Source organism: Polynucleobacter sp. AP-Sanab-80-C2 (genome assembly GCF_035012965.1).
Classification (GTDB): Bacteria; Pseudomonadota; Gammaproteobacteria; order Burkholderiales; family Burkholderiaceae; genus Polynucleobacter.
This window is the reverse complement of sequence record NZ_JAYGQS010000001.1, coordinates 169,738-183,145: the sequence shown is the minus strand read 5'-3', so window position 1 is coordinate 183,145 and position 13,408 is coordinate 169,738. Positions and strand designations below refer to the sequence as shown.

Annotated in this window: 13 protein-coding genes; 7 read left to right on the top strand and 6 right to left on the bottom strand. The window is 48.0% G+C overall.

The window, feature by feature from the left end:
- Positions 1-10: 10 nt before the first annotated feature.
- The 4 genes from glp to VC178_RS00905 form a co-directional block, all read right to left on the bottom strand.
- Positions 11-1,324, bottom strand: a complete 1,314-nt coding sequence (gene glp, locus VC178_RS00920) for a gephyrin-like molybdotransferase Glp (protein WP_323481271.1) — start codon at positions 1,322-1,324, stop codon at positions 11-13.
- A complete protein-coding gene (gene mobA, locus VC178_RS00915; protein ID WP_323481270.1) occupies positions 1,321-1,926 on the bottom strand; it encodes a molybdenum cofactor guanylyltransferase MobA in 606 nt (201 codons plus the stop codon). The genes glp and mobA overlap by 4 nt, the downstream gene beginning before the upstream one ends.
- Positions 1,926-3,062 carry a GTP 3',8-cyclase MoaA gene (moaA, locus tag VC178_RS00910; protein WP_323481269.1) on the bottom strand — a complete coding sequence of 379 codons (1,137 nt, stop codon included), beginning with the start codon at positions 3,060-3,062 and terminating at the stop codon, positions 1,926-1,928. The genes mobA and moaA overlap by 1 nt, the downstream gene beginning before the upstream one ends.
- Before the next feature lie 94 nt (positions 3,063-3,156).
- On the bottom strand, positions 3,157-5,802 hold the full coding sequence (locus tag VC178_RS00905) for an Rne/Rng family ribonuclease (RefSeq protein ID WP_323481268.1): 2,646 nt from the start codon (positions 5,800-5,802) through the stop codon (positions 3,157-3,159).
- A gap of 465 nt (positions 5,803-6,267) precedes the next feature.
- Here VC178_RS00905 and VC178_RS00900 point away from each other — a divergent pair, with 465 nt between their 5' ends.
- From VC178_RS00900 to sppA, 3 genes are read left to right on the top strand one after another with little or no spacing between them, the layout of a single operon-like run.
- Positions 6,268-7,275, top strand: a complete 1,008-nt coding sequence (locus VC178_RS00900; RefSeq protein ID WP_323481267.1) for an RluA family pseudouridine synthase — start codon at positions 6,268-6,270, stop codon at positions 7,273-7,275.
- Between the two features lie 27 nt (positions 7,276-7,302).
- On the top strand, positions 7,303-7,977 hold the full coding sequence (locus VC178_RS00895; RefSeq protein ID WP_323481266.1) for an HAD-IA family hydrolase: 675 nt from the start codon (positions 7,303-7,305) through the stop codon (positions 7,975-7,977).
- 27 nt (positions 7,978-8,004) lie between these two features.
- On the top strand, positions 8,005-8,952 hold the full coding sequence (sppA, locus tag VC178_RS00890) for a signal peptide peptidase SppA (protein ID WP_323481265.1): 948 nt from the start codon (positions 8,005-8,007) through the stop codon (positions 8,950-8,952).
- 38 nt (positions 8,953-8,990) lie between these two features.
- On the opposite strand, the gene VC178_RS00885 is transcribed toward sppA, so the two are convergent.
- On the bottom strand, positions 8,991-9,761 hold the full coding sequence (locus tag VC178_RS00885; protein WP_323481264.1) for an SAM-dependent methyltransferase: 771 nt from the start codon (positions 9,759-9,761) through the stop codon (positions 8,991-8,993).
- 7 nt (positions 9,762-9,768) lie between these two features.
- Positions 9,769-10,377: a Maf family nucleotide pyrophosphatase gene (locus VC178_RS00880; RefSeq protein ID WP_323481263.1), complete on the bottom strand. Its 609-nt coding sequence runs from the start codon at positions 10,375-10,377 to the stop codon at positions 9,769-9,771.
- Positions 10,378-10,418: 41 nt separating this feature from the next.
- Between VC178_RS00880 and VC178_RS00875 the strand changes: the two genes are divergently transcribed.
- The 4 genes from VC178_RS00875 to VC178_RS00860 all read left to right on the top strand — a co-directional run bounded on the left by VC178_RS00875 (position 10,419) and on the right by VC178_RS00860 (position 13,357).
- Entirely contained in the window at positions 10,419-10,994 is a 576-nt protein-coding gene (locus VC178_RS00875) for a YceD family protein (RefSeq protein ID WP_216124469.1), read from the top strand.
- A gap of 105 nt (positions 10,995-11,099) precedes the next feature.
- A complete protein-coding gene (gene rpmF, locus VC178_RS00870; RefSeq protein ID WP_011902241.1) occupies positions 11,100-11,279 on the top strand; it encodes a 50S ribosomal protein L32 in 180 nt (59 codons plus the stop codon).
- An 81-nt stretch (positions 11,280-11,360) separates the two neighbouring features.
- A complete protein-coding gene (gene plsX, locus VC178_RS00865) occupies positions 11,361-12,374 on the top strand; it encodes a phosphate acyltransferase PlsX (protein ID WP_323481262.1) in 1,014 nt (337 codons plus the stop codon).
- Positions 12,371-13,357 carry a beta-ketoacyl-ACP synthase III gene (locus tag VC178_RS00860; RefSeq protein ID WP_323481261.1) on the top strand — a complete coding sequence of 329 codons (987 nt, stop codon included), beginning with the start codon at positions 12,371-12,373 and terminating at the stop codon, positions 13,355-13,357. The genes plsX and VC178_RS00860 overlap by 4 nt, the downstream gene beginning before the upstream one ends.
- Positions 13,358-13,408: the final 51 nt, after the last annotated feature.

Sequence of the window (13,408 nt, the reverse complement as noted above, 5' to 3'; positions counted from 1 at the left end):
TGACGCAATCTTAAAGCAGTCCATCGAAAAGCGCTATATCAACCCAGTCACCCGTAGCAATATTTCCTTGGTCGTGACCAAGGATGACAAAGCAGTTTGCCTCACTCATGGAGCGCAAAATTCCTGCCCCTTGGCTACCCGTCAGCCTCACGCTGGGTTTGCCTTCAGCATTGCGCCCCAAGATGGCGCGTTGAAATTCTGTGCGACCGGGTTTTTTACGAATGGCTGTTTCAGTCACGGCTTGCACTAGTGGCGGTTCAGTTTGACTGGCGCCATTGAGTTGCAAGAGGGCGCTTCGGACAAATTGATAGAAGGTCACCATCACCGCCACTGGGTTGCCTGGAAGGCCAAAGAAGAGGGTCTTGCGGGCGCTAGATGTTCCAGGGGCGGGCTTGAGGATTCCGAAAGCCATGGGGCGACCAGGGCGCATCGCAATTTTCCAGAAACCAACGTCTCCCAACTCTTGCATAATTTGTTTAGTAAAGTCTGCCTCACCAACGGATACGCCACCAGAAGAAATCAATACATCCGCCTTGGCAGCTGCCTCAATGAAAGCTTGCTTGAGCGATGCTGGATCATCACGCACAATGCCACAGTCGATGATGTCTAGATCTAGGCGATTAAGTAAACCGGTCAGACTGTAGCGATTGCTGTCATAAATGCTGCCGGCAGTGAGAGACTCTCCTAAGGAGCGTAGCTCGTCACCTGAAGACAAAATAGCCACCTTTAATTTGCGTCGTACTTTAAGAGTGGCAATACCCAGCGATGCCGCTAAACCTAAATCGGAGGGGCGCAATAATCGACCAGCAGCAATAGCTGCTTTACCTTTTTGTAAATCTTCTCCACGTAAGCGACGGTTCTCGCCTGCCTTGAGTTGATCTGATTTGAAACTAATAGATTCATGATTGCTGGTGATGAACTCTTGGGGTATCACGGTATCACAAGCAGCGGGCATCACCGCGCCAGTCATGATCTTGAGACATTCACCAGCTTGAATCTCACCCTCATAGGGCTTGCCTGCTAAGGCAGTTCCTGCAACACGCAAGCTAATTTCATCAGCGCTTGTTTTCAAACATTGGCTGTCAAACGCATAACCATCCATTGCAGAGTTATCTGCGGCGGGTACATCAATTGGCGATAGTAAATCTTCTGCAAGAATCCGATTAATCGCGTGGTCTAGTGAAACCGTTTCGATGTCAGCAGGATGATGCATGGTTTGAGATTCTTGAAGCAACTCACTGACTAAATCAGCGATAGCCTTGCGTGCCTCATCAACGTGAAGTGATGAAGTCAGTAAAATAGGGCTATTGGGCGAGTGCTTCATGCAGACGCTGCTTCTAAGGATTGCAATTCTTCCGGTGTGTTGATATTGGCAAATGCTCGGGCATCGTCAAAAATCACAGTACTACTTTTTAGTTCTTTAAACCAGCGATCAATTTTGAGATCACCTTTCTGTAGAAAAGAATCTAATGAATCTTGTAAGTCAGTACGCATCAGGCAGAAAACAGGCTGCGCCCAAACTTTACCATCTGCCTCTTTACTAGAGGCATAGACCAATTGATAGTCGCCCCGCTCTAATTCAGTAGCAAGTTTTGCAGCGAGATCAGTTGGCAGTAGCGGTGAATCACATGGGCTAGTCATGAGATAAGGCGTTGTGCAAGCCTTCAATCCAACCGAGAAACCTGCCAAAGGCCCTGAGAAATCTGGCGTTTCATCCATGATGACGGGGTAGCCATAGCCAGCGTATTTAGTGATATTTCGATTGGCATTAATCAGCATTGAGCCCACTTGTGGCTTGAGTCTGGTGAGCGTCGCTTCGATCATGGGCTTTTGATGAAAAGGAATCAGGCCTTTATCGATGCCCCCCATGCGCTGAGCACGGCCACCCGCCAGAATCAGTCCAGTAATGTGTTCTGTCAGAATCATTAGCCACCGATATAAGACATTTCGACCTTGCGATTGCCAGTCGATGGGTTGGCGGTATGCGAGCCTCGAATTTCGGAGTAATGATCATCACGCACAGACCAGGTATTCATAATGGCATTGGCGATTTCTAAATCACTTTTTCCAGAACGTAATAAAGTTTTGAAATCAAATCCTTCATTGGCAAAAAGACAAAGATACATTTGGCCATCGGTAGAGATACGGGCACGAGTGCATTCATGACAGAAGGTTTGCGTCACACTAGAGATCACACCGATCTCACCAGAGCCATCGGCATAACGCCAGCGCTGCGCAACTTCTCCGGTGTAATTCGCCTCAATAGCTTCCAGAGGAAATACTTCATGAATACGAGCGATCACTTCTTTAGAGGGAAGCACTTCGGCCATATTCCATCCATTAGAGCTGCCCACATCCATAAATTCAATAAAGCGCAGAATGATGCCGCTACCTTTGAAGTGTTTGGCCATGGCAACGATCTCATGATCATTCGTTCCCTTTTTCACAACCATATTGACTTTAATGTTCTCAAAGCCAGCTTCTTGGGCGGCGTTGATACCATCCAACACATCAGCCACTGGAAAATCAACATCGTTCATCTCTTTAAAGATCGCGTCATCTAAGCCATCAAGACTTACCGTCAGTCTTTGTAGTCCAGCGACTTTGAGAGCCGCAGCCTTCTTACGCAGGATGCTGCCGTTTGTTGTGAGGGTGAGATCTAAAGGCTTGCCCGCAGGAGTTCGCACGGCTGCCAGCATCTCAATGAGTACTTCTAAATTTTTGCGCAACAATGGCTCACCGCCAGTCAAGCGAATTTTCTCAACTCCAAGAGTTGAGAAAATGGTGGTGAGGCGCGTAATTTCTTCAAAGCTTAATAATTCTTGATGCGCTAAGTAAGGATAGTGTTGATCGAATACTTCTTTTGGCATGCAATACGTGCAGCGGAAGTTACAGCGATCAGTGACAGAGATGCGTAGATCACGCAAAGTACGGCCACGAGTATCTTGAGTGCGATCATGGGGCGCCAGCAATTCTCCGCCAATAGAGGGCGTCAGGCCTTTGCCTTCATCAATGCGAATAGGAATGACTTTGGACGTTGCGGAGATTACTTTTTCAACCATATGCTGAATTATGGCTGTGAAACGGGGTTTCTGCCAAACCGTCCAATATCCTTTTGGGATACGAGGCAGTCTGGAGAAAAAGTTTTAGTAAGCCTTAAACCGTTTTTTCTTGGCCACCGGTTTCAACTAAGACCATGGGGCCATCGGGCAGGGTTGCGGCTGGTTTAGGTGTTCTGCCTAAGTTATCCGCAACGGGTTCTGCCTGAATCTGGTTTTGTGCTTCAGCATGCTTAGAGGAATCAGTACCCACCCAAATCATGCCGGCAGATTCCACCACGCTGTGCAAAGGAGTTTCTTCAAGTGCCTGGAAAGCAACTTTAGGAAGCTCTGGTACAGGTTTAGCAATCACCTCAACAGTAGAAACTGCCGCCACCATTGCAACCGGTGCTGCAGCTGGAGTGGCAGCTGTGTTTTGAGCTGGACGATTTGATTGACGTGGAGGGCGTGGCGCTCTCTCAGCTCTTTCTTGTTTTTCCGCAGCTTGCTTTGCATTACCGAAACTATTGGCAAGATTCTGAATCGGCATAGATGCGGATGCACCAGCCATGCCTACAGGAGGCCCACTAAATGGATTTACTGATGGTGCTACAGAAACTGCATCACTATTCTCAGTGCGCTCATCGCGTTCACCACGTTCATTTCTACCGCGACCACGACCACGACGATTGCGACCACGACCACGACGCTCTTCACCTTCAGCACTTGGTGCAGCTTCGCTACCAGGACTAGCTTCAGTTGCAGGGGTTACTGCAGCCGGGTTTGCTTGACGCTCAGGTTTTGGGCCGTTTTGATTACGGTTGCCATTGCGATTATTGCGATTGCCGTTGCGGTTGTTATTGCCTTCAGTAGCTGCACCATCAGCAGCATTGGCTACTGGACGCTCAGCACGTTCACCGTTGCGATCATTGCGTTCGCCACGACGATTGCGGCCACGATTACGATCGCCACCATTACCGCCATTACCATTGCGACCTTGATTACGACCACGGTTGTTACTTGGCACTGATTTCTCTTCAGTTACTGGAGAAGAAGAGAAGAGTTTCTTGATAAAGCTAAAGAAGCCGCCAGAACTCTCAGCCGATGCTGTTTCAGTACGCGCTGGACGCGGCTGACTCATAGGCGCAGGTTGTGTTGGTGTAATGCCTTTGACTGCTGCTTCTGGGCGAACCTTGACTTCAGCATCCTTGCGGCTCACTGTCGTGTCAGTCTCTAATTCGCGAGCAGCCTCTTCAGCCATCACGTAGCTTGCTTTTTGATCATCTAAACGAGGATCGTCATGACGCAAACGCTCTAACTTGTAATGCGGTGTTTCTAAATGCTTGTTCGGAACCATCAAGACATTAACTTTGAAGCGAGTTTCAATCTTGATGACTTCAGCCCGTTTTTCATTCAAGAGGAAAGCAGCCACTTCGACTGGAACCTGTGTATGAATCGCTGCTGTGTTCTCTTTCATTGCCTCTTCTTGAATGATGCGCAGAACTTGCAATGCAGATGATTCGGTATCGCGGATGTGACCAGTGCCATTACAACGTGGGCAGGTGACATGGCTACCTTCAGAGAGAGCAGGGCGTAAACGTTGGCGTGACATTTCCATCAAACCAAATTTAGAGATCTTGCCCATTTGAACGCGTGCACGGTCATGACGCAAAGCATCGCGCAGGCGATTCTCAACATCTTTTTGAGCTTTGCTTGATTCCATATCAATGAAGTCGATCACGATCAAACCACCCAAGTCACGTAAACGGGCTTGACGAGCGATTTCATCGGCAGCTTCTAAGTTAGTGCGGGTTGCAGTCTCTTCAATGTCGGAGCCACGGGTAGCACGTGCTGAGTTGACGTCCACGGAAACTAAAGCTTCAGTGTGGTCAATCACGATCGCGCCGCCAGAGGGCAATGGCACAGTGCGTGAGTATGCAGTTTCAATTTGATGCTCAATTTGGAAGCGAGAGAACAAAGGCACATCGTCTTGATAGCGCTTTACTCGGGGCAAATTGTCTGGCATCACTACTGACATGAAAGCAGCAGCTTGTTCATAGATGTCATCGGTATCGATGAGGATCTCGCCGATATCTGGTTGGAAGTAATCGCGGATTGCGCGAATCACTAAGCTAGATTCGAGGTAAATCAATAATGGGGCTGAGTTGCCTTTGGCAGCCTCATCAATCGCTTTCCACAACTGCATGAGGTAGCTTAAGTCCCACTGCAATTCAGTAGCGTCGCGACCAATACCAGCCGTGCGGGCGATGATGCTCATGCCATCAGGTACCTCTAATTGAGACATCGCTTCACGGAGTTCTTGACGGTCTTCACCTTCAATGCGGCGGGATACGCCACCTCCACGTGGGTTATTTGGCATTAATACCAAATAACGACCAGCTAGGGAGATAAAGGAGGTGAGGGCTGCGCCTTTTTGGCCGCGCTCTTCTTTTTCTACCTGAACAATGATTTCTTGACCTTCGCGCAGGGCATCCTTAATGGAAGCATTGCGAACATCAACACCTTCTTTGAAATAGGCTCTGGCAACTTCTTTAAAAGGCAAGAAGCCATGACGCTCTTCACCGTAGTTCACAAAGCAAGCTTCTAGGGAAGGCTCAATACGGGTAATAACACCTTTGTAGATATTGCCTTTGCGTTGTTCGCGACCGGCAGCTTCGATATCAATATCAATGAGTTTTTGACCATCGACGATGGCAACTCGCAACTCTTCTTGTTGAGTTGCATTAAATAACATGCGTTTCATAACACTCTCCTATGGGGGAGGGTGAAGTAAGCGCGCTGCGTTAGGGGACAAGTTAGATGCCGCAAAGGACTGAGCCTAAGGCGGTATATAAGTGTGGTTCATGCAACTCTAGGCACTTTTTGCCTAGTTCACCCAGTTAACTGTTGGTTAATTTGGTGCCACACTTGACGATCGCCGCAGAGACCTCCTTTAGGTCATCAATGCAGGCGCGCGCCTGAAAACTGTCTTCTAATCGCGGGTCGCGGCATACGGCACACCAACCCTGCGCCTCATTACAACGGGGGAGGGGCAACCCCGGGAGTCTTTTAAAGGGCGACTCCAAGCTCCACGATTTAAACCTGACTTCAGGTTCTTATCGGGCCAATAAATTGGCTAGAGCGTTGATTATACGGCACAAGTTGAATGACAATGGGGTATTGTTGAGTCCCTTGTCGTCCTTGAGCGAGGCCGCAAGAGAGATAAATCATGAAATCCGACCCAGTATCCAAGCCTAAACCCGCCCCAACCCGCCCCCCGGCTGCAGTCCATTTGCAGACGATTGGTCCGGAAGAAGCAGGCCAGCGTTTGGACAACTATTTACTACGCTGGGCCAAAGGGGTCCCCAAAAGCCACGTTTACCGCATTATTCGTTCGGGTGAAGTTCGGGTGAATAAAAAGCGGGCTGAGCCAACTACTCGCCTGATTGAAGGTGATGTCGTTCGAGTTCCGCCCGTCAGAATTGCTGAGTCTTCCCAAATGGCGGCGGTCAATACCGCCCAGACCAGATCCCGTGCTCAGGGCTATTCCGACAAAATGCCGATTCTGTTTGAGGATGAAGCTCTATTAATAGTAGATAAGCCAGCTGGCTTAGCAGTTCATGGTGGATCTGGCATTGCCTTAGGTGTGATTGAGACCTTGCGCATTACCCGCCCTGAGTTGAAATTTCTAGAATTAGTGCATCGTCTCGATCGTGATACTTCCGGAGTGTTGCTCTTGGCAAAGAAACGCAGTGCTCTTGTAGAGTTGCATCGCCAAATTCGCGAAGGTCAAACGGATAAACGTTATTACTTGCTCGCTCATGGTGAAATCCAGCAGGGTGCTCAAGTGATGCAGCTCAAATACCCGCTTCATAAATATTTATTAGCAAATGGCGAGCGGCGGGTGCGAGTTGATCCTGAAGGTTTGCCAAGTCATACTGCTTTACGTGTCAGCAAAACGATGAAGCGTGAGGATGCTGCGATTACTTTGGCTGAGGCTCAGTTAAAAACAGGGCGTACTCATCAAATCCGCGTGCATCTGCAGAAGTTGGGCCACGCTATTTTGGGTGACGATAAGTATGGCTTTGAAGATCAAGATAAGCTCATCAAATCCAAAAGACTCTATTTGCATGCCCACCTAGCTGGTTTTACCCATCCTCGCACGGGCGAGAAGATGCGTGTCGAGTCGCCTCTACCGGCAGAGTTTGAAGCGATGATGAAGAATTTTGAACAGTAATGTGAACAGAAGTAATGAGTAAAAAAGATGCCTGAAGAAAATAAGTCGGAGCGCCGATATGACCTGATTGTGTGGGATTGGGATGGAACCATCATGGATTCCACACCAACCATCGTGCACTGCATTCAGCAGGCTTGTCGTGATTTGGGTTTTAAGGAACCCGATGACACATTGGCAAGTTCAGTGATTGGTTTAGGTATTCATGACTCACTACGTCGCGCAGTTCCTTGGATCGAGCCAGTGCACTTTCCAAAATTGACTGATCGTTTTCGTTATCACTATTTAGCAAAAGATCATGAACTCGATTTATTCGCAGGGATTCGTGAGCTCTTAGAAGAATTGCGAGCAGATAACTATCTACTGGGAGTTGCCACTGGTAAATCTCGTGTTGGATTAGATCGATCCCTTCAGCATCATCAGATTGGGCACCTCTTTCATGAAACACGCACAGCTGACGAGTCCTTCTCTAAGCCGCACCCAGGAATGTTGCTCGAGCTCTCTGATGTCACTCAAGTGCCCACGCGTCGGATGTTGATGGTTGGTGATACCACGCATGATTTAGATATGGCTGCTAGCGCTGGAGTAGATGCTGTAGCAGTCACCTATGGTGCTCATCCTTTGGATACTTTAAAGACCTCACAGTCGTTAGCGCAGGTAGATGATGTTGCACAACTGTCACAATGGCTCAAGCAAAATCTGTAATTTAATAGGCAACACTGAGGAATCAAGATGGAAAATAATCCAAATCCAAACTGGGAACGTCAAGCGCTTGAGCACTTGCTCTTGGAGAATCTAAAAGAGACTCGTAAAGCGCGTCGCTGGAAGGCGGTACTTCGTATTCTGACTTTGGTGGCCATCATTGGCGTCGTCCTTTCAGTATTTGATTTTCATCTGCCTGGGCGCGGCATGGGTACTGAAAAACATACTGCGATGGTGACGCTAGAAGGTGAGATCTCATCTAGTTCGCTGGCTAATGCGATGGATATCAATTCATCTCTGGTATCTGCGTTTGAGAATGAGCACAGTGCAGGCGTGGTACTGCGTATTAATAGTCCCGGCGGTTCACCTGTGCAAGCAGGCATGATTAATGATGAGATTCATCGCCTACGTAAGCTATATCCAAACAAGCCCTTCTACGTAGTGGTCGAGGATATTTGTGCTTCAGGCGGCTACTATGTTGCGGTGGCTGCAGATCAAATCTTGGTAGATAAAGCCAGTTTGGTTGGCTCCATCGGCGTGATTATGGAAGGCTTTGGTTTCACAGGCTTGATGGATAAATTGGGTGTGACCCGTCGCATGATTACTTCGGGCTCTAATAAAGGCATGCTTGATCCTTTTAGTAGGGAAGATCCAAAGCAAGTGCAAATGGTCAGAACGATGATTGATGAGATTCATCAACAATTTATTGCGGTAGTGAAAGAAGGTCGTGGCGCACGTTTAAAAGACGCACCAGATCTATTCTCGGGCCGTATCTGGAATGGTGAGCAGGCAGTAAAGCTTGGTTTGGTAGATGGTTACGGTACTGTCGATTCAGTAGCGCGCGATATCTTTAAGGCGCCTGATGTGCTCGACTACACCATGAAAGAAAACTTTGCGGAGCGTGTGGCTAAACGCTTTGGTGCTGAAGCGGGTGCCGCTGCTGGTAAAGCTTTAGTAAAGGCGCCAGATCTTAAATAAAAATAGAAAACTTCAGAACTTATAAAAGCTGAATCAATCTAGGCCAATAGTAGAAATACCATTGGCTTAGATTGCAATGCGGCGCAGGCTGCTTCATTGGGATAGCGTTTGCGCCAGTCTGCAATTGACAGTGTTGTAATCATTTCAGATTTGAGGCTGAGATCAACACCAAGGCAAAGTAATGTTTGTGGTGCTAGTGAATTGATACAAGCCATCAGCATGGCCGTATTGCGATAAGGTGTCTCAATCCAAATTTGCGTTTCTTGTAATTTTCGAGATTCAACTTCTAGCTGTTTGAGCTTGGCGCTACGCTCATGAACGTCATGAGGCAAGTAACCCTGAAAAGTAAAGCGCTGACCATTCAGACCGCTAGCCATAAGGCCCAGCAAGATAGAACTAGGTCCCACCAAGGGCTTTACTTGAGCACCCAATTTGTGGGCCGCAAGCACCAGTTCAGCGCCAGGATCAGCAACGCCCGGCACTCCAGCTTCGGACATCAGGCCCATATCATTGCCCGCAATCAAGGGTTTTAATAAGTCAGCAGGTTTTACTGACTCTCCATATTTTGCATTGCGTGCAGCGCCACGCCACTCACTCATTTGCATCTCTTGAATGCTGCAGGCTAGCGGTGAAATGCTATCAACCGCTTTCAAAAATGCGCGCGCAGTTTTTGCATCTTCCACAATCCAATGCTTCAGCTTGGCTGTGCAAGCAATCGTTTCACTTGGCAATACCCAAGGTAATTGCTCCGTGCGAGCATCATCACCCAAGGTGTTGGGAACTAAATAGAGTGTGCCGAGCTTTGCCATGAACCGATTAACTCTTGCCTGGAATCACAAAACCTGCATCACGCAACAAGCCTGTCAAAGCGATGAGTGGCAGACCGATTAGGGCGGTAGGGTCATCGCTCTGAATCGCCTCTAGAAGGCTGATGCCTAAGCCTTCAGACTTAGCACTACCGGCGCAGTCATAAGGTTCCTCTGCCAGCAAATAACTTTCTAATATTTCATCGGAGAGTTTACGAAACCTCACCTCAGTTGGAACACTTAAGGTGGTTTGTGAATCACCTTTCATTAAGCATAGCGCTGTATGAAAGGTCACTGTTTGACCGCGCATGAGTTGGAGTTGTGCCATCGCCCGTTCAAAATTACCTGGTTTACCAATCGCTGCGCCGCAGAGATCTGCCACTTGATCAGAGCCAATGACCCAAGCATGAGGATTTTGTTTGGCAACAGCTGCCGCTTTTGCCTGTGCAAGGCGCAGTGCTAAGTCGAGCGTGTTTTCACCGGCAAGGGGTGTTTCATCTACTTTGGGAGAGATCACCTCAAAGGGAACACGCAGGCGCTCTAAAAGCTCGCGGCGATACACCGAGGTGGATGCCAAGATGAGGGGGGGATTTTCGGGTGAATTTCTTTGGTTACTCATTGCTGCTGACTTTCGAAGATGCCTTGATTTAGACTGATGTCATGAATCGTAATCAAGTTTTACCTCAAGTCCAGTTATCTGCAGAACCTAATACTTTGAAGCGGGTGGATTTTTGTGCCCCCCAATCCTATAAAGGTGCTGGTTTTTTAAGCATCTCCGAGCTTCCCAGAGTGGCTGAGGAGGCGTCTACCGTGGTTTTGGGGGATGGCTTCCATTGGGACTTGGAGACGCATTTTGAGGATTCGCCAGGCAGCGAGCCTCGCCAAGTAATGGAGTTGGGTTTAAAAGGGCGGCTTCACCTAGTTTGCCAACGTTGTTTACAGGATTGCGCAGTAGATCTGGCGGAAAAGCGGCGTTTTCTGCTGGTTGCTACTGAGGCTGAGGCTGACGATTACCCCCTCGAAGACGAGGAGCAGGAGCCCTTGGTGATTAGTCAGCAATTTAACGTCTTGGAAACTATCGAGGATGAGGTTTTACTCTCTATCCCCTTGATTCCAAAGCACCCTGAGGGCTTCTGTGAGCCTCATGTATCGGTTTTTGGAGATGAGGATGGCGATGAGGTCGCAGATAAACCAGAAAATCCCTTTAACATATTGAAAAATATGAAGAAAAACTGAAAATAGGGTTTTTAGTTAGCCTGTTGTTTTCGGTATGCTTCATTGATAAATCAAGCATTTAGGCGCTTTTCCATGCTAGAATGTCGCCTTGCTTAGGAGTCCAATATGGCCGTTCAACAAAACAAAAAATCACCTTCCAAACGTGGCATGCACCGTGCGCACGACTTTTTGACCGCACCTGCTACGGCTGTTGAAGCCACAACTGGTGAGGCTCATTTGCGCCACCACATTTCACCTAACGGCTACTATCGTGGTCGTAAAGTTGTTAAAACTAAAAACGACTAATTTTTTAGTCTAAACAGATAGAAGCGGCTCATTTAAAGCCGCTTTTTTCTTAGAAACATTACTGCAGCAATCCATCAGTTTATGAGCGTTACTCTTGCTATCGATGCCATGGGCGGAGATCATGGAGTCGTCGTGACGGTTCCTGCCGCCTGCGATTTTCTAGAAAAACATGCTGATGCCAAGATTACCTTAGTGGGTGATCCAGAGTTGATCAAGCAAGTCTTGAGTAAATCTCCCAAAGCGCCAATGGAGCGCATTCAAATTGTTCCCGCGAGTGAAGTGGTGTTGATGGACGATCCCATCGAGGTTGCTTTGCGTCGCAAAAAAGATTCATCGATGCGAGTTGCGATTGAGCAAGTAAAAGAAGGTCTTGCTGACGCAGTCATCTCCTCTGGCAACACTGGTGCATTGATGGCAATCTCTCGCTATATTTTAAAAACCCTTGAGGGTGTTGATCGTCCAGCGATTGCCACTGCCATCCCTAATGAATTAGGGCGTGGTACGACGATGCTCGATTTAGGCGCCAACGCTGACTGTGAGCCGATGCACTTGGTGCAATTTGCACAGATGGCCAATGTTATGGTTCAGGTAGTTGATGGCAAACAAAATCCCTCCATTGGTCTCCTGAATATCGGTGAAGAGGTGATTAAGGGCAATGATGTTGTTAAGCAAACGAGTGAATTGCTGCGTCAGACGAATTTAAACTTTTACGGTAACGTAGAAGGGAATGATATTTTTAAAGGCACCACCGATATTGTGGTGTGCGATGGATTTGTAGGCAACGTAGTTCTGAAGGCTAGTGAAGGCTTGGCAAAAATGATGAGCGGCATGATTCGTGATGAATTCAACCGCTCTTTATTGACTAAGTTGATGGCCATTTGTGCCATGGTGCCACTGCTACGGGTGCGTAAGCGGGTTGATCATCGCCGCTATAACGGTGCTGTATTGTTGGGTCTTCAGGGTTGTGTGATTAAGAGCCATGGCTCTGCAGACCGTTTTGGATTTGGTTTTGCCTTAGATCGAGCATACGAAGCAGCTAAAAATCGCATGGTTGAACGTATTGCCGCAGCCTTTGTAGCGGAGACAAAAGCATGAGTATTTTTGCAAGAGTCGCTGGTACTGGAAGCTATCTTCCGGAGCAGCGTTTAACCAATCAAGATTTAGTGGAACGTTTGGCTAAATCTGGTTTAGAGACTAGCGATGAGTGGATTTCCACTCGTAGCGGTATTTCTGCGCGTCACTTTGCTGCAGAAAATGAACTCACGAGCGATCTCGCAGTAAAAGCAGCGCAAGCGGCATTAAGCAGTGCTGGCATTACTTCAGCAGATTTAGACCTCATCATTTTGTCAACTTCAACTCCTGATCACTTGGGCGGCTTCCCCAGTACAGCTTGCGTTGTACAGGACAAATTGGGTGTCCACAGTAACTGCGCTGCATTTGATGTACAGGCAGTTTGCGCCGGTTTTACTTATGCCATCGCAACGGCAGATGCGTTTATTCGTTGTGGCTCCTATAAAAAAGTGTTGGTCATCGGTGCGGAAACTTTTTCACGCATTTTGGATTTTCAAGATCGCGGCACGTGTGTGTTGTTTGGTGATGGTGCTGGCGCAGTAGTGCTCGAAGCTTCAAGTGAGCCTGGCATTTTGTCGACTGCTTTGCATGCCGATGGCAGTCAGCGTGATATTTTGTGTGTGCCTGGGCGTGCTGGTAACGGTGCAGTGCATGGCTCACCATTTATGACCATGGATGGTCAAGCGGTATTTAAATTGGCAGTCAAAGTTCTAGAGCAAGTGGCTCATGAAGTTTTAGAAAAGGCGCATCTTAAGCCTGAGCAAATTGATTGGTTAGTTCCTCACCAAGCCAATATCCGCATCATGGAAGGTACTGCCAAAAAGATGGGTATGTCGATGGATAAGGTGATTGTGACTGTGCATGAGCACGGTAATACTTCGGCAGCCTCTATCCCATTGGCCTTGGATGCTGGTGTGCGTTCCGGTCAAATTCAGCGTGGTCAACATCTCTTATTAGAGGGCGTTGGCGGTGGTTTTGCTTGGGGCGCGGTGGCCTTGAAGTATTGATGCCGTATTCATGCGCGTTAATCCGTATTCAATCTCTTTTCATTGTTTTGT